This is a genomic window from Celeribacter persicus (assembly GCF_003050785.1).
Classification (GTDB): domain Bacteria; phylum Pseudomonadota; class Alphaproteobacteria; order Rhodobacterales; family Rhodobacteraceae; genus Celeribacter; species Celeribacter persicus.
On record NZ_QAOH01000003.1, the window covers coordinates 180,675 to 196,030 of the forward strand.

A 15,356-nucleotide genomic window follows, 5' to 3' on the forward strand; every position below is an offset into this window, starting at 1 on the left:
CTCAGACGAAGGGATTGGCGAAGAGCACCAGAAGCGCAATCACCAGCGCGTAGATGGCCATGGTTTCGATCATGGCGAGACCCACGAAGAGCGTGCGACTCAGCGTGCCCGCGGCTTCGGGCTGGCGCGCGATGGCGTCCATCGCGGCGGCGACCGCACGGCCTTCGCCCAAAGCGGGGCCGATGGAGCCGAGACCGACGGCGATGGCGGCGGCCAGAACCGAGGCGACTTCGATGAGGTTTTCGGTCATTGGGATATGTCCTCCTGAGGTTTGGGGGATGGGGTCTCGGCGACGGCGGCCCCGATGAAGACCGTGGCGAGAATGGCAAAGATATAGGCCTGCACCGCGCCGGTAAGCAGATCGAGCGCCATGAGCGGGATCGGCACGAAGAGACCGGCAAGCGAGAGTACGATGCTGATCACGAAAACCCCGCTCATCACGTTGCCGAAGAGGCGAACGATGAGGGAGAAGGTGCGGGTGATCTGTTCGACAATGTTGAGCGGGATCATCACCCATGTGGGTTCTGCGAAAGTGGCGAGATAGCCTTTGATCCCGCGCGTGCCGATGCCGAACCAGAGAATGGCGACGAAAACGATCAGCGCCAGCGCCGCGTCGGTTTCGATATGCGCGGTGGGCGGCTCGATCCCGGGGATGAGCGAGGACCAGTTGGCAACGAGGATGAACAGGAAAATCGTGCCAATCAAAGCCCGGTAAGGTTTCGGATCGCCGTTCATCACATCGCGCACCTGCCCCTCGATGGTGGAGACAAAAAGCTCCAGCACGGTCTGGGTTTTCGTGGGGATGATCCTGAGGTGTCGCGTGGCGACAAAGGAAAACACCCCGAGGGCCAGCATGATTGCCCAGGTCACCACGACCGGCTGGGTAATCGGCACCGGGCCGATGTGAAAGAGCGGCTCAATGGAAAGCGGATTGTCCATCATTCCTCCGACCTGTTGAGGCGCAGGACCACGATGCGGGCCAGCAAGAGACCCAGAGCTCCCGCGAGCAAAGGCATGGCTCCTTTCAGCGCGAGGAAGACCAAAAGAACGGCAACCAATGCAAGCCGCCCCAGTTGCAGAGCCACGGCGCGCGCGGTGGCGGTGCCCGAGAGATACATCGCCGTCACACGTTTGAGGGAAGCGAAATGCAAAAGTCCGACGCCAAAGCCGAGGATCAGACCGAGGAGTGTATAGGCGTGACCGGTCATTGGCTGTGCATCCATTTCCATGCGCTGTAAAACCCGATGCCCGCGCCGATAAAGATCGCGGGCGCGGTGAAGAAAACCCCCGTCTCGAAATGGCGGTCCGCAAGGCGGCCCAAAACGATTCCCAAAAGGATCGGCGTCACGATGGCCCAGCCGAGAATGCCAATCTGACCGAGGCGTGATCCCAGCGAAGGCTCGGGAACATCGCGGCCCATCTTGTCACGGTCAACCGCACGGCGGGCGGCCTGTTCGACATCGTCATGCGGCGGGCGGGGGTCTGTCATGTCTCGCCCCCTGTCGGGGTCACAGAGGGCGGATGGTCGAGCACACCGGGACGGTCTGGCCGCAGGAAACGCATCATCTGGCGCACCGCATTGGCGTGCAGGCGCATCTGTTCGACGCGGGCCTGACGATCCGCCTCGGTTTCCGCCTGCTTAAAGGTGCGAACCTCTTGTTCGAGCGCATCCAAAGCATCTCCGGGAATGGCCTTGCGGCAGGCGATATCGACCCGATTTCCACCCGAAACCGTCAAGAGACCGGAGCCGACGGCACAAAACCCTGCCTGCCCATCGGCGGTTTTCCAACGCACGACGGAAGCCGTGAGCACAGTCAAAACATCGGTATGACCGGGCAGAATACCGAAACTGCCGCTCTCATCCTCGGCCCGCACAGAGAGCACCGGGAGGTGATCGACCAGCACCTCCATCGGGGTCGTGATCGTGAGCTGAAGCGCCCCGCTCATGCCTCGCTCTGCCCGTTACGGGCAGCCTCCTCTTTCTTGCGCCCCTCGTCAAAGGTGCCGATCATATAGAGCGAAGCCTCATCCCAATCGTCCGCCTCACCGTCCAGAATGGCGCGGCACCCGGCAATGGTGTCCTTGAGATCGACGGAGCGGCCTTTCATACCGGTGAAGGCCTCGGTGACGGAAAACGGCTGGGTCAGAAAGCGCTGCAACCGACGGGCACGCTCGACAATGCGGCGGTCCTCACGCCCCAGTTCCTCCATGCCCAGAAGCGAAATCACATCCTGCAATTCGCGGTAATGCTCAATGGCGCGGCGCACTTCGGTGGCGACCGCAACGTGATCCTCGCCCAGAAGCAGCGGATCGAGCAGCACCGAAGAGGAGGCAATCGGATCGACCGCCGGGTACATGCCATCGGCGGCCATGGCACGCGACAGAACCACCATGGAATCCACATGGCCCGCGATGGTCGTCACCGCCGGATCGGTGAAATCGTCGGCAGGCACATAAACGGCCTCGACGGCGGTCACGGCAGCATTGCCGACAGAGGCGATCCGCTCCTGCAACTGCGCCACTTCGGTGGCCAAAGTCGGCTGATACCCCACACGGGACGGCAAACGCCCCAAAAGCCCCGAGACCTCGGAGCCCGCCTGCACAAAGCGGAACACATTGTCCATCAACAGGAGCACGTTCTTTTGATCTTCGTCGCGGAAATGTTCGGCAATCGTCAGCGCCGTCAGCGGCACGCGCCAGCGCGCACCCGGCGGTTCGTTCATCTGGCCATAGACAAGGACGGTCCGATCCAGAACCCCGGTCTGAGTCATTTCCAAAAGCATCTCATGACCTTCGCGCGACCGCTCGCCAATGCCGGAGAACACCGAGATGCCGTTATAGCCCGCGACCATGGCGCGGATCAGCTCCATCACCAAAACGGTTTTGCCGACGCCCGCGCCCCCGAACATCGCGGCCTTGCCGCCCTGTGCCAACGGAGTCAGAAGGTCGATGACCTTGATCCCGGTGCGGAAGATCTCAGCCGCACCGGCCTCGGCACGAAACGGCGGCGGGCTGCGATGAATGGGCGCGCGTGGCACGTCTTCGGACAGCGGGTCTTTCTTGTCCCCTGCCCTGCCCGTCACATCGAGCAGGCGCCCGAGAACCGCCTCTCCCACGGGCACCTCAATCGGGCCGCCCAGCGCCAGAGCCATCGCGCCACGTCGCAAGCCATTGGTGGATTGCAGCGCGATACAGCGCACGGTTTCATGATCGAGTTGCGATTGGACTTCGAGAATGAGTGCCGGGCTGTCGATGCGCAGAGCCTCGTTGATGGCAGGCAGCGAGACCTCCGGAAAAGCAACGTCCACCACCGCCCCGCGCACGGCCACCACAGTGCCCGTGCGGGTTGGGCCTGTGACGGTCCGGTCCATCATGGCGTGTTCATCGCTCATCGCACCAACTCCAAAACCCGAGTCTGAGATAACTATATGGTGGGGTTTCAGAATTTCACACTGTTTCCTCCGCGCCCGACCTGCGCGAAAATGGAGCAACTGAGGTAAAATGCTCGTGAATTGACGCACGTCATACCTCAAAAAACGGAACTCTGCTATGGTTCCGACCGAAAAGGCGGGAGGAAAGTCATGACCTATTCTGATGTGAAATCGTCCAGCGACACGCTCATATGGCTCGAACATCTCAAACGCGGCGACGTCGCTAAGGTGGGCGGGAAGAACTCTTCTCTGGGTGAGATGCTCCAATCTCTGAGTGCGGCGGACATCCGTGTGCCGCCGGGATTTGCGACCACAGCAGAGGCTTATCGCATGTTCCTGGGCGCCAATAATTTCGGTGACAAACTGGAACAGGAGCTTGGCAAACTGGCCGATGGACGGTCCACTCTGGCCGAAGCCGGAAGTGCGATCCGGGCGATCATCCGCTCTGGGACATGGCCGAAACAGATCGAAAACGACATTCGCGAAGCCTATCGCGAGTTGGGCCGTCGAGTCGGGCGAGAGAACCCGTCGGTGGCGGTGCGCTCCTCTGCCACCGCTGAGGACTTGCCGGATGCAAGTTTCGCGGGCCAACAGGAAACCTTCCTGAACGTGGTCGGCGAGGAAGAGTTGCTGAGCGCTTGCCGACGTTGCTACGCCTCGCTCTTCACCGACCGGGCGATCACCTATCGCGAACTCAAGGGCTTTGACCATCTCGATGTGGCACTGTCCATCGGCGTACAGCTCATGGTGCGGTCCGACATTAGCGGCTCGGGTGTGATGTTCTCGCTCGACACCGAAAGCGGGTTCGACAAGGTCGCGCTGATTACTGCGGCCTGGGGATTGGGTGAGAATGTGGTGCAAGGGGCCGTAAGCCCGGATGAATATCAGGTCTACAAACCCTTCCTCGACAAGGAAGGTACGGTGCCGATCATCCACAAGGCGCTTGGCGCGAAAGAGATCAAGATGATCTACGGGTCCGGTAAGAACATTGCCACACGCAACGTCCCGACCTCGCTTGCGGAACGCGAAAGCTTTGTCCTGAGCGACGACGAAATCCTCGAACTGGCCCGCATGGCGGTGACGATCGAAAACCATTACGGCTGTCCGATGGACATGGAATGGGCGCGCGACGGAGAAGACGGTACGCTTTACATCGTGCAGGCCCGCCCCGAAACCGTACAGTCCCATGCCAAGGCAGGGGCGATGAAATCCTACAAGGTAGGCAATCACGGCAAGGTACTTGCCAAAGGGTTGAGCGTGGGTGAGGCCGTTGCCGCCGGCGAGGTCTGCATCATCAAGAGCGCCGAACATATCGACCGGTTCGTCGATGGGGCTGTCCTTGTGACCTCCACCACCGACCCCGACTGGGTGCCGATCATGAAACGCGCTTCCGCCATCGTCACGGATCACGGCGGACGGACCTCGCACGCCGCGATCATCAGCCGTGAGTTGGGCGTTCCTGCCATTGTCGGGACCGGCGATGCGACCCGTGTGCTGCACGATCATCAGATGATCACCGTCTCCTGCGCCGAAGGCGAGGACGGCGTTATCTATGAGGGCAAAGCCGATGTTTCCGTCAGCGAAATTCGTCTCGACGACGTGCCCGAAACCAAAACCCGCGTCATGCTCAACCTCGCCAACCCCTCCGCCGCGATGCGGTGGTGGCGTCTGCCCGCCGAGGGCGTGGGGCTCGCGCGGATGGAATTCGTGATCAACAACGAGGTAAAAGTCCACCCGCTCGCGCTTACACGTTATGATCAACTGCCGACCAAAGAGGTGAAGGCCCAGATCGACACGTTGACCCGCGGCTATGCGGACCGGACGGACTATTTCGTCGACAAGCTCGCCATGGGCCTGTCTCGGATCGCCGCCGTCTATTACCCGACGCCGACCATCATCCGCATGAGCGATTTCAAGACCAACGAATATGCCGATCTTCTGGGCGGCAGCACGTTCGAGCCGAAGGAAAGCAACCCTATGATCGGGTTCCGGGGTGCATCGCGCTATTATTCGAATGCCTACAAGGACGGCTTCGCCCTTGAGTGCAAGGCGATCAGGAAACTGCGCGAAGAGATGGGGTTTGACAACGTGATCGTGATGATCCCGTTCTGCCGAACCCTCGACGAGGCCGACAAGGTGCTGGCCGTCATGGAGGAAAACGGGCTGAAACGCGGAGAAAACGGGCTTCAGGTCTATGTGATGTGCGAGATCCCCTCGAACGTCATCAGTGCCGATGCCTTTGCCGACCGGTTCGACGGATTTTCCATCGGGTCGAACGATCTGACGCAGCTTACACTCGGCATCGACCGCGACTCGGAAGCGCTCGCCGATCAGTTCGACGAACGCGATCCGGCGGTGCTCTGGATGATCCGCACGGTGATCGAGAAAGCCCATGCCAAAGGGCGCAAAGTCGGTCTCTGCGGGCAAGCGCCGAGCAACGATCCGGGCTTTGCGCGGCTGCTGGTCGAAGCGGGGATTGACACGATTTCCGTCACACCGGACAGCTTCCTGTCGGTGAAAGCCAATGTAAAAGCGGCGGAAGACGCCTGACGCCTCTCTTCGTTCTGAACTCTGCGACGGGGACCCTTCGGTCCCCGTTCATTTGTAAGTCCGCTCCTCCAACGGAACTTTGGCCATCATTGCCGTGAATTCCCCCATCAATGCGGTTTCCGCTTCCGAAGCTTTGCGTCTCGGATTGGTCAGGAGGAAAATATCGACCATCGGCAGATCGTCATAGGGCGGCAATTGCCGCAACAGGCCAAGCCCCACGTCCCGCCGTGCGACGTGCAACGGCAGGCCACCGATCCCGACATTGGCGACGATCATCCGGCGCAGCTCCAACAGGTTCGAGGATACACCGCTCCATGTTGTCGCCATACCCGTACGCAGTTTGAGCCGGGTCACGGGCTCCAGCGCACCACCTTCGGTCTCGGTCTGGAACGACACGATCCGCTCCCCTTCGAGATCGGACAGCACAATCGGATCTTTCGCGAACAACCGGTGACGCGGCCCACAGAACAGCCCGAAATATTCACGATAGAGGATATCCGCTTTCAAACCTGCCGGTTTCTTGTGCAAAAGGCACAGACCGAAGGAGGCGCGATTCTGGTTGATCCGGCTGACCACCTCTTCGCTTTCCGCCACAGTAAAGGCGAAACTGACCTTGGGATGACGCTCCGAGAAGCGGCTGAGCGCCTCATCGAAATGCTCGGAGACCACATGCGAGGCGGTCATGATCGAGATATGGCCGCGAATTTCGGAGCCGGTCTGTTCCATCAGAGACGGCAGTTGCGACACGGCACCGAAGATCGAAGAGCATTCGCCGTATAGCAATTGCCCCGCGCGCGTCACCTTGAATTCATTCGGTTTTCTGACGATGAGCTGATGCCCCGTCGTGTCCTCCAACCGCTTGAGCGCGGCGGAAATCGTTGGTTGTTTCAGCCCTAGGAAATCGGCCGCACGGGAAATTCCTCGTTGTTCGACCACGACCATGAACGTGCGCAACAGGTTCCAGTCGAGATTCCAGGGAAAGCGTTGTTCATAGGGGCGCATGCCTACCACTTACATTGTAGAAATCTATGTCTATCATTTGTATTATTTATTTGCGCAATGACATTCCACATGCAAGCCCTTTAGGCCAAGGGCACAAAACGGCCCGACCGCAACAGGAGAGAGACCAATATGACCACCCGCCGCAGCCTTTTGAAATCCGCCGTCGCCGCTGGCAGCTTTGTGCTGGCTGGCCTGACGCTCACCGCGCCCGTGGCCGCAGACGAGCTTGAGACCCTCAAGGAAAAGGGCAAGGTGCGCATCGCCATGTCCGGCGCCTACCCGCCGTTCAACTTTGTCAACGACCAGAACGAGGTCGTGGGTTTCGACCCAGCTATCGGCGCCGAGATCAACAAACGCATTGGGCTTGAGACCGAAATCGTCACCACCGCCTGGGACGGGATCATCGGCGGGCTTCTGGCGAAGAAATACGACGCCATCGTCGGCTCCATGACGATCACCGACGAGCGGGCCGAGGTCGTGGATTTCGTCGGTCCCTATTACACCACGCGCCGCGCGATCTTCACCAAACCGGGCAGCGGCATCACTTCGCTCGATGACCTCGAAGATGCGAAGGTCGGCGTGACCCTGGGCGAGACCCATGAGGAATGGGCCAAGGAAAAAGGCTACAAGGTGCGCACCTACAAGGGTCTGCCTGAGTTGATCATGGAGCTTGAAAACGGACGTGTGGACGCCATCGTCAACGACTCCATCGCCGCCATCCTCGCCCTCAAGGAAAACGGCTATGAATACGAGATGTTCGATGACCCCGAAAGCGAGCCCTTCGGTGCCGGCATCGCCATCCGCAAGGACAACCCGGACCTGAAAGCGGCGATGCAGGCCGCTCTCGATGCGATGATGGAAGATGGCACCTATACCGCCATCGCCGAGGAATGGATCGGCGAAGACATCCGCTGATCCACCCTTACCGACATCGTTTCCGGCCTGCACCACGCGGGCCGGAACCTCAAAGCCTGCCCCTGAAAGCCTTCCATGGACATAGATCTCATCCTCAGGGTCTACCCCTATTTCCTCGAAGCCGCCGTGGTCACCATCGAGCTGTCGGTTCTGACGATCCTGCTTGGACTTATCTGCGGCGCTCTTGGCGCAGCGGCCCGCCTTTCGCGCTTCAAAACCCTGCGCTTTCTCGGCGCCGCCTATGTCAGCCTCTTTCGCGGCACCCCCGCGCTGATCCAGATCTTCCTGCTGTATTTCGGCGGTCCGCAGATCGGTATCCAGCTCGACGCGTTTGAGGCCGGGGTGATCGCCCTTGGCGTCAACATCGGTGCCTATATGACCGAGACCATGCGCGGCGCGATCATCGCCATCGACCATGGCCAGACCGAAGCCGCACGCACCCTCGGCCTGTCCCGTGCACAGGCCTTTCGCAAGGTGGTTCTCCCGCAGGCGCTGCGCCTGATGATCCGCCCGCTCGGTGTCAACATCAACGCCCAGATCAAGGGTACGGCGCTGGTCGCGGCGATCTCCGTCGTCGAACTGACCTACACCGCCCAGCGCTATATCGGCTCGACCTACAAGCCGTTCGAAATGTTCCTGCTGGCCGGTGTCCTGTATCTGATCATCATCACGGTGACCGGCAAGGTCATCTCTTTCCTCGATCGTCGGGTGCGCCTGCCATGACCTTGCGCCTCACCTTCCCCACACAGAAGAAAGGCGCGTCCCATGGGTCTTGATTTCTCCGTCGTCCCCTCCTACGCCGACGCGCTCTTGCTCGGCGTGCTCTGGACCGTCGCCATCACCGTCACCTCCGCCATACTGAGCTTTTTCGGCGGCATCCTCTTTGCCGTCATCGCGCTTTACGGCCCCTGGCTGATCCGTCTGCCGTTCCGGTTTTTTGCCTGGCTCTTCATGGGCACGCCGCTGTTGTTGCAACTTTTCCTGATTTATTTCGGCCTTGTCGAACTGGGCATCGACCTTCCGGCCTTCGTCGCCGGGGTGATCGGGCTGGGACTGCATTTCGCGGTCTACAATTCCGAACTGATCCAGACCGCCATTCTCGCCGTGGACAAGGGCCAGATGGAGGCCGCGCGGACCCTCGGTCTTTCCCGCACACAAGCCCTCATGCGCGTGGTGATCCCACAAGCGGTGCGCGATGTCATCCCGCCGATCGGCAACAACATGATCGCCTTGCTCAAGGATTCCGCACTGGTCTCCGTGATCGGCGTGTCCGAACTGACGCTCTCGGCCCAGCTCGCCATCGGGCGCACCTATCGCCCCTTTGAATTCTACGCCGCCGCAGCCGTACTCTACTACATCATCAACCTCGGGATGGAAGCGGTCCTGCGCCGGATCGAACGGCGCACCCAGCTCTCCCGGTAAGGATCAGACATGACAGAGAAACATCCCTTCGTCGACATCCGTCACGCCCAGAAAGCCTATGGCGATCTGGAAGTGCTCAAGGACATCAACCTGACCGTGGAGCGCGGTGAGATCGTCGCCATCATCGGCCCCTCGGGATCGGGCAAATCCACGCTTTTGCGCGCAATCAACGATCTCGATCCGCTGAGTTCCGGCGAGGTCATCCTCGACGGCACACAAGTCAACAAGACCCTGCCCCATCGCCAATATGAGAAGCACATCAACCAGATGCGCCAGCACATCGGCATGGTGTTCCAGCACTTCAACCTGTTCCCGCATCTCACCGTGCGCGAGAACGTGACCATGGCCCCGAAGCTTCTGAAAGGAATCTCCGCCGCCGAGGCCGACAAGCTGGCCGAAGAGCAACTGGCTCATGTCGGCCTGCTGGAACGGATCGACTATTACCCCTCACAACTTTCCGGCGGTCAGAAACAGCGCGTCGCCATCGCCCGCGCGCTAGCGATGAAGCCGAAACTCATGCTGTTCGACGAAGCCACCTCCGCGCTCGACCCGGAACTGGTCGAAGAGGTCAACCTCGTGATGAAAAAGCTCGCCGAAGAGCACATGACCATGATCATCGTCACCCACGAAATGGATTTCGCCGCCTCCGTGTGCGACCGCGTGATCTTCATGGACGGCGGTGTGGTGGTCGAGGAAGGCCCGCCTTCGGTGGTGTTCAAGAATCCGACGCAGGACCGGACGAAAGAATTCCTGCGCAAACATCTCTCTCAATATGCTGAAAGCGCGAACTAAGATGACCCAAGAGCGTAGTCATATGTTTTCCCTCACGAAATTGCCGCGTCCGTTTCTGGACCGGGGCGAGGGGATTTATTTCTATGACGAGACTGGCAAACGGTATATTGACGGCTCTTCCGGGGCCATGGTGTCGAATATCGGCCATTCCAACCCGCGTGTTCTGGCCAAGATGAAGGCACAGATGGATCGCTCTACCTTCGGCTACCGGTTGCATTTCCGCACCCATGCCTCCGAAGATCTGGCGACGAAAATCGCCGAGATGATGCCGGAAGGGCTGGACCGCGTGTTTTTTGTCTCGGGCGGGTCCGAGGCGGTAGAATCCTGCATCAAGCTGGCGCGGCAATACGCGCTGGCGAAGGGCGAAGACAGTCGTTGGAAAGTGATTTCGCGGTTCCCCTCTTATCACGGGTCCACTTTGGGCACGCTGGCGCTCACCGGCTATGACCCGCTGGCGCGTCCTTTCGACCCGATGCTGCGCGACATGCCGAAGATCGCGGCGCCCCGCACCTATCTCGACCGCGACAACCTCACGGAGGAAGAACGCGGGCTGAAATATGCCGAGCTTCTGCGTGACAAAATCCTTGAGGAAGGTCCGGAAACCGTCGCCGCCTTCATCATGGAACCCGTCGGCGGCGCATCGACCGGTGCGCTGGTCGCCCCGGACAGCTATTTCAAACGTATCCGCGAGATTTGCGACGAATTCGGCATTCTGTTGATTTTCGACGAGGTGATGACCGGCGCCGGTCGTACCGGGAAATTCGTCGCCTCCGAGCATTACGGTGTGATCCCCGACATCGTGTCGATGTCCAAAGGGCTCGCCGCCGGTTACGCCCCGCTCGGTGCGATGGTCGCCAAGGGCGAGATCGTCGAAGCCGTCGAGGCCCATGGCGGGTTCCTGCATGGCTACACCTATTCCGGCAACCCACTGGCCTGTGCCGCCGGTCTCGCCGTGCTCGAAGAAATGCAAGAGCAGGGCATCATCGAGAACGCGGCAAAGATGGGAGATCTGCTCAAGGCGCGTCTAACCGCCCTGATGGAGCGTTATCACTTTATCGGCGACGTGCGCGGCAAGGGGCTCTTGCTTGCCTTCGAATTCGTCTCCGACCGCGACACGATGCGGCCGCTGCCGAAAGAGTGGAACGCCTATCTTGAGCTTGTCGAACTGGCCTACGAACGCGGTTTGATCATCTATTCGCGGCGCACAAGGGGCGGGTCGGAAGGCGATCACTTCCTCGTCTGCCCGCCACTGATCATCACCGCCAAACAGATCGACGAGTTGATGGCGATCCTGACCGAAGCGCTCGACGCCTTTGCCGCCAATCACGCTCTGCCCGTTCTGGAAACCGAAGGTGCGGCATGAGCCTCCCGGACAAGACCATCGCGATGGAAGAGGCCATCGCCGCGATCCCGGACGGAGCCACCGTCATGGTCGGCGGCTTCGGTGTCCCCGGCACGCCCTTCACCCTGATCCGCGAGCTGGTACGGCAGGGTAAGCGCAATCTGACTTTGATCAAGAACGACGCCAACGAGGCGGGGATGGGGATCGACCATCTGATCATGGCCGGTCAGGTGCGCAAACTCATCGTCACCCATCTCGGCCTCAACGGCAACGCCATCGCGGCAATGAACGAAGGCCGGATCGAGGTCGAATTCTGTGCACAGGGCATCCTGGCCGAACGCATCCGCGCGGGCGGTGCGGGGCTTCAGGCGATCCTGACCGATATCGGGCTCGACACCGAACTGGCGGCGGGCAAGCAAGTGGTCGAGATGGACGGCAAACGGCTTTTGGTCGAACCGGCGATCCGCGCCGATGTGGCGCTGATCCATGCCGATTGCGCCGATCCCTCCGGCAATCTCACCTATCTGGCCACGGCGCGAAACTTCAACCCGCCCATGGCCATGGCCGCCGCGCGCGTGCTCGTGGAAGCCGAACGACTCGTCCCTTTGGGCGACATCTCCCCTGACGCGGTGGAAACCCCCGGCGTGTTCGTCGATCACGTCTGTCCGCTCATCCAGATCAGCGAGGAATACGGCGTTGTCAGACGGTAATTTTCAGGATCCCCGTATCCGCATGGTCGCCCGCGCCGCCCGCGAGATCGCGCCCGGCATGGTGGTCAATCTCGGCATCGGGTTGCCGACCAAGGTGATCGACCATCTGTCCGGCGATTTTCCGGTCTGCCTGCACACGGAGAACGGCATGGCAGGGATCGGGCCAACGCTTCCTTATGAAAAGGCGGATCGCAACCTGATCGACGCCGGAGGGGCCTATGTGTCGCCCATCCCCGGTTCATCCTATTTCGACAGTACGGTAAGTTTCGCACTGGTGCGCTCCGGAAGGCTCGATCTCACGATGCTCGGCGCCTTCGAGGTGGCCGAGAATGGCGATCTGGCGAACTGGAAAATCCCCGGCAAGTTTTCCCCCGGCGCGGGTGGCGCGATCGAGCTGGCGCAAAAGGCCCGGCGTGTCGTGGTTTTGACAACCCACACGGATCGCAAGGGCAATCCGAAGCTCTTGCGTCACTGCACCCTGCCGCTCACTGCGAAAGGCCATGTCGCGCGCATCTTCACCGATCTTGCGGTCGTGGATGTGACCCCGCGGGGCTTTCAGCTTGTGGAACTGGCCGGGGGCATCACCGCCAGAGAGGTGCAGGAGGCCACCGGGGCCACGCTGCTCCTGCCCACGGGCAACATTCCGACTTTCTGAGGACATACAATGGATCAAGAGCTTTCCACCCGCATCCTGTCTGCGGTCGATGACCTGTTCGACCGAGAGATCGAGTTTCTCACTGAGCTGACCTCCCACCCGTCTACCCGAGGCCAGGAACAAAGCGCACAGGCCTTTATGGCAAGCGCGTTGACCGAGCGCGGCATGGAGGTCGATCAATGGCAGATCGACGCGGCGGACATCCGCGACATGCCCGGTTTCTCGCCGATCCTTGGCGATTATGAAGACGCGCAGAATGTCGTCGGCACGCACCGCCCCCGCACCGCCAAGGGCCGCTCCCTGATCCTCAACGGCCATATCGACGTGGTGCCTGCGGGCCCTCTCGATATGTGGGACCGCCCGCCCTTTGAGCCGCATGTGGCAAATGGTTGGCTCTATGGCCGTGGTGCGGGCGATATGAAGGCGGGGCTTGCCTCCAACCTCTTCGCCCTCGATGCGCTACGTCACATCGGACTGGCCCCCGCCGCCGATGTCTATTTCCAGTCCGTCGTAGAGGAGGAATGCACCGGCAATGGCGCGCTCGCCTGTCTGGCGCGGGGCTACAAGGCCGATGCGGCGCTGATCCCGGAACCTTTCGAGGAAAAACTCGTCACCTCCCAGATCGGCGTGATCTGGTTTCAGGTGCATCTCAAGGGCCTGCCGACCCATGTCGCCTATGCCGGTCAGGGCGCGAATGCCATCGAGGCGGCGATCCCGCTTATCGCCGCACTGCATGAGATGGAGCATCGCTGGAACGCGGCAGAGAACCGCCACCCGGATTTCGCCCATCACCAACATGCGCTCAACCTCAATGTCGGCAAGATACAGGGCGGCGACTGGACCAGTTCCGTGCCCGCCTGGTCGGTCCTCGATCTGCGCATGGCGATCTTTCCGGGGCAAGACATCAAGGCTGCGAAAACCGAGATCGAACAGGTCATCTATGACGCCGCGCGTGGCAATGAATTTCTGAAAAATTCCCTGCCCGAAGTGGTCTATCACGGCTTTCTCGCCGAAGGATATGCGCTATCCGAAGACACATCGCCAACCGCAACAGCCGCCATCGGCGCATTGGACCGGGCGCATCTGGCCACCACCGGGGAAACGCTCGACCGTGCCGCGATCACCGCCACCACGGATGCGCGGTTCTTCGGCCTTTATGCCGATACACCCGCGCTGGTTTACGGCCCGCGCGCCGAGGCGATCCATGGCTTCAACGAACGTGTGGAGCTCGAAAGCATCCGCCGCATCACTCAATCCACCGCCCTGTTCATCGCCGACTGGTGCGGCGTCGAAACGCTTTGAGGAGGCTCACACCATGACTCTGAGAGAAGCCGTCATCGTTTCCACGGCCCGCACACCCATCGGCAAGGCCTATCGCGGCGCGTTCAACAACCTCGAAGGTCCCGCCATGGCCGCTCATGCGGTGCGCGCCGCCGTGGCACGGGCCGGGCTCGAAGGGGGCGAAATCGAGGAAGCCGTGTTCGGCTCCGCCCTGACCCAAGGGACCACAGGCGTCAACGTGGCCCGTCACATTGCGCTGGCCTCCGGCCTGCCCGACACCGTTGCGGGGGTCACACTCGACAGGCAATGCGCCTCCGGTCTCAATGCGATTGCCTCCGCTGCACATATGGTCATGGCCGAAGGCGTCGATGTGGCGCTTGCCGGTGGATTGGACTCTATTTCTCTGGTGCAGAACACACACTGGAACGGTTATCGTTACAAATCTCCGGGTGTGCCGGACGCCTATTACATGTCGATGATCGAAACCGCCGAAGTCGTGGCCGAACGCTATGGCGTGACCCGCGCAGCACAGGACGCCTATGCGCTGGCATCTCAGAAAAAGACCGCGATTGCGCAGGATCAGGGTCTATTTTCCGATGAAATCGTGCCGGTCGACGCGGTCAAGATCGTCACAGACAAGACAACGGGCGAAAGCCATGAGGAGGCAGTGACCCTCATGAAAGACGAATGCAACAGACCTTCGACCACCTTGGAAGGATTGCAGGGGCTCAAACCCGTGCTCGGCCCGGACAAATGTGTCACGGCGGGCAATGCAAGCCAGCTCTCCGACGGGGCGTCGACCTGTATCGTGATGTCGGCACAAGAGGCGGAGAGACGCGGTCTCACGCCGCTCGGGGCCTTTCGCGGCTTTGCCGTCGCGGGCTGTGCCCCGGAAGAAATGGGCATCGGTCCGGTCTTTGCCATTCCACGTCTGTTGGAGCGTGCGGGCCTAAGCATCAACGACATTGATCTTTGGGAAATCAACGAGGCCTTTGCCGCGCAACTGCTCTATTGTCGCGACCGTCTTGGTATCCCCGACGAACGGCTCAACGTCAACGGCGGGGCGATTTCCATCGGCCATCCCTATGGCATGTCCGGCGCGCGTATGACGGGGCATCTCCTGCTTGAGGGCAAACGGCGCGGAGCACGTTACGGAGTCGTCTCCATGTGCATCGGTGGCGGACAAGGTGCGGCCGGGTTGTTCGAGATTTTCTGATCTCTCTCCGATGCCCTGAGCGCGCCACACTGTCTATCGC

Annotated in this window: 17 protein-coding genes; 10 read left to right on the plus strand and 7 right to left on the minus strand. The window is 60.8% G+C overall.

From position 1 onward, the window contains the following. Nucleotide 1: 1 nt before the first annotated feature. The 6 genes from C8N42_RS05565 to atpD are packed head-to-tail and all read right to left on the minus strand — an operon-like array spanning nucleotide 2 to nucleotide 3,392. Nucleotides 2–250: a F0F1 ATP synthase subunit C gene (locus tag C8N42_RS05565; protein ID WP_066707659.1), complete on the minus strand. Its 249-nt coding sequence runs from the start codon at nucleotides 248–250 to the stop codon at nucleotides 2–4. Further along, the gene (locus tag C8N42_RS05570) at nucleotides 247–942 is read right to left on the minus strand and encodes a F0F1 ATP synthase subunit A (RefSeq protein ID WP_211309147.1); all 696 of its coding nucleotides are present in this window, start codon (nucleotides 940–942) and stop codon (nucleotides 247–249) included. Before C8N42_RS05570 ends, C8N42_RS05565 begins: the two co-directional genes overlap by 4 nt. Then, nucleotides 939–1,223, minus strand: a complete 285-nt coding sequence (locus C8N42_RS05575) for an N-ATPase subunit AtpR (protein WP_170109219.1) — start codon at nucleotides 1,221–1,223, stop codon at nucleotides 939–941. Before C8N42_RS05575 ends, C8N42_RS05570 begins: the two co-directional genes overlap by 4 nt. Next, nucleotides 1,205–1,489 (minus strand): AtpZ/AtpI family protein, encoded by a 285-nt coding sequence (locus tag C8N42_RS05580; protein WP_107815562.1) that lies wholly within the window; start codon nucleotides 1,487–1,489, stop codon nucleotides 1,205–1,207. The genes C8N42_RS05575 and C8N42_RS05580 overlap by 19 nt, the downstream gene beginning before the upstream one ends. Beyond that, entirely contained in the window at nucleotides 1,486–1,947 is a 462-nt protein-coding gene (locus C8N42_RS05585) for a F0F1 ATP synthase subunit epsilon (RefSeq protein WP_107815563.1), read from the minus strand. The genes C8N42_RS05580 and C8N42_RS05585 overlap by 4 nt, the downstream gene beginning before the upstream one ends. After that, complete coding sequence (gene atpD / locus C8N42_RS05590; RefSeq protein ID WP_245889972.1) at nucleotides 1,944–3,392, minus strand: F0F1 ATP synthase subunit beta; 1,449 nt, start codon at nucleotides 3,390–3,392, stop codon at nucleotides 1,944–1,946. The genes C8N42_RS05585 and atpD overlap by 4 nt, the downstream gene beginning before the upstream one ends. A 189-nt stretch (nucleotides 3,393–3,581) precedes the next feature. Between atpD and ppsA the strand changes: the two genes are divergently transcribed. Further along, entirely contained in the window at nucleotides 3,582–5,981 is a 2,400-nt protein-coding gene (gene ppsA / locus C8N42_RS05595; protein ID WP_107815565.1) for a phosphoenolpyruvate synthase, read from the plus strand. Nucleotides 5,982–6,029: 48 nt separating this feature from the next. On the opposite strand, the gene C8N42_RS05600 is transcribed toward ppsA, so the two are convergent. After that, on the minus strand, nucleotides 6,030–6,983 hold the full coding sequence (locus tag C8N42_RS05600) for a LysR family transcriptional regulator (RefSeq protein ID WP_107815566.1): 954 nt from the start codon (nucleotides 6,981–6,983) through the stop codon (nucleotides 6,030–6,032). Between the two features lie 129 nt (nucleotides 6,984–7,112). Between C8N42_RS05600 and C8N42_RS05605 the strand changes: the two genes are divergently transcribed. From C8N42_RS05605 to C8N42_RS05645, 9 genes are all read left to right on the plus strand, one after another. Further along, nucleotides 7,113–7,898: a transporter substrate-binding domain-containing protein gene (locus C8N42_RS05605; RefSeq protein ID WP_107815567.1), complete on the plus strand. Its 786-nt coding sequence runs from the start codon at nucleotides 7,113–7,115 to the stop codon at nucleotides 7,896–7,898. Nucleotides 7,899–7,973: 75 nt separating this feature from the next. Then, complete coding sequence (locus C8N42_RS05610) at nucleotides 7,974–8,621, plus strand: amino acid ABC transporter permease (RefSeq protein ID WP_107815568.1); 648 nt, start codon at nucleotides 7,974–7,976, stop codon at nucleotides 8,619–8,621. 42 nt (nucleotides 8,622–8,663) lie between these two features. Next, nucleotides 8,664–9,320, plus strand: coding sequence for an amino acid ABC transporter permease (locus tag C8N42_RS05615; protein WP_107815569.1), 657 nt, complete (start codon nucleotides 8,664–8,666; stop codon nucleotides 9,318–9,320). Nucleotides 9,321–9,329: 9 nt separating this feature from the next. Next, nucleotides 9,330–10,112: an amino acid ABC transporter ATP-binding protein gene (locus tag C8N42_RS05620; protein ID WP_107815570.1), complete on the plus strand. Its 783-nt coding sequence runs from the start codon at nucleotides 9,330–9,332 to the stop codon at nucleotides 10,110–10,112. A 22-nt stretch (nucleotides 10,113–10,134) separates the two neighbouring features. After that, nucleotides 10,135–11,475, plus strand: coding sequence for an aminotransferase family protein (locus tag C8N42_RS05625; protein ID WP_245889973.1), 1,341 nt, complete (start codon nucleotides 10,135–10,137; stop codon nucleotides 11,473–11,475). Next, nucleotides 11,472–12,164 (plus strand): CoA transferase subunit A, encoded by a 693-nt coding sequence (locus C8N42_RS05630; RefSeq protein ID WP_107815572.1) that lies wholly within the window; start codon nucleotides 11,472–11,474, stop codon nucleotides 12,162–12,164. Before C8N42_RS05625 ends, C8N42_RS05630 begins: the two co-directional genes overlap by 4 nt. Further along, the gene (locus tag C8N42_RS05635) at nucleotides 12,151–12,819 is read left to right on the plus strand and encodes a 3-oxoacid CoA-transferase subunit B (RefSeq protein WP_245889974.1); all 669 of its coding nucleotides are present in this window, start codon (nucleotides 12,151–12,153) and stop codon (nucleotides 12,817–12,819) included. Before C8N42_RS05630 ends, C8N42_RS05635 begins: the two co-directional genes overlap by 14 nt. A 9-nt stretch (nucleotides 12,820–12,828) precedes the next feature. Beyond that, on the plus strand, nucleotides 12,829–14,121 hold the full coding sequence (locus tag C8N42_RS05640) for an ArgE/DapE family deacylase (RefSeq protein ID WP_107815574.1): 1,293 nt from the start codon (nucleotides 12,829–12,831) through the stop codon (nucleotides 14,119–14,121). Between the two features lie 19 nt (nucleotides 14,122–14,140). After that, nucleotides 14,141–15,316 (plus strand): acetyl-CoA C-acyltransferase, encoded by a 1,176-nt coding sequence (locus C8N42_RS05645; protein WP_107815703.1) that lies wholly within the window; start codon nucleotides 14,141–14,143, stop codon nucleotides 15,314–15,316. Nucleotides 15,317–15,356 lie beyond the last annotated feature (40 nt).

Bases quoted from the DNA above. Each gene is read 5' to 3' on its own strand.
- C8N42_RS05565 (WP_066707659.1), bottom strand. From the start codon at position 250: ATGACCGAAAACCTCATCGAAGTCGCCTCGGTTCTGGCCGCCGCCATC.
- C8N42_RS05570 (WP_211309147.1), bottom strand. From the start codon at position 942: ATGATGGACAATCCGCTTTCCATTGAGCCGCTCTTTCACATCGGCCCG.
- C8N42_RS05575 (WP_170109219.1), bottom strand. From the start codon at position 1,223: ATGGATGCACAGCCAATGACCGGTCACGCCTATACACTCCTCGGTCTG.
- C8N42_RS05580 (WP_107815562.1), bottom strand. From the start codon at position 1,489: ATGACAGACCCCCGCCCGCCGCATGACGATGTCGAACAGGCCGCCCGC.
- C8N42_RS05585 (WP_107815563.1), bottom strand. From the start codon at position 1,947: ATGAGCGGGGCGCTTCAGCTCACGATCACGACCCCGATGGAGGTGCTG.
- atpD (WP_245889972.1), bottom strand. From the start codon at position 3,392: ATGAGCGATGAACACGCCATGATGGACCGGACCGTCACAGGCCCAACC.
- ppsA (WP_107815565.1), top strand. From the start codon at position 3,582: ATGACCTATTCTGATGTGAAATCGTCCAGCGACACGCTCATATGGCTC.
- C8N42_RS05600 (WP_107815566.1), bottom strand. From the start codon at position 6,983: ATGCGCCCCTATGAACAACGCTTTCCCTGGAATCTCGACTGGAACCTG.
- C8N42_RS05605 (WP_107815567.1), top strand. From the start codon at position 7,113: ATGACCACCCGCCGCAGCCTTTTGAAATCCGCCGTCGCCGCTGGCAGC.
- C8N42_RS05610 (WP_107815568.1), top strand. From the start codon at position 7,974: ATGGACATAGATCTCATCCTCAGGGTCTACCCCTATTTCCTCGAAGCC.
- C8N42_RS05615 (WP_107815569.1), top strand. From the start codon at position 8,664: ATGGGTCTTGATTTCTCCGTCGTCCCCTCCTACGCCGACGCGCTCTTG.
- C8N42_RS05620 (WP_107815570.1), top strand. From the start codon at position 9,330: ATGACAGAGAAACATCCCTTCGTCGACATCCGTCACGCCCAGAAAGCC.
- C8N42_RS05625 (WP_245889973.1), top strand. From the start codon at position 10,135: ATGTTTTCCCTCACGAAATTGCCGCGTCCGTTTCTGGACCGGGGCGAG.
- C8N42_RS05630 (WP_107815572.1), top strand. From the start codon at position 11,472: ATGAGCCTCCCGGACAAGACCATCGCGATGGAAGAGGCCATCGCCGCG.
- C8N42_RS05640 (WP_107815574.1), top strand. From the start codon at position 12,829: ATGGATCAAGAGCTTTCCACCCGCATCCTGTCTGCGGTCGATGACCTG.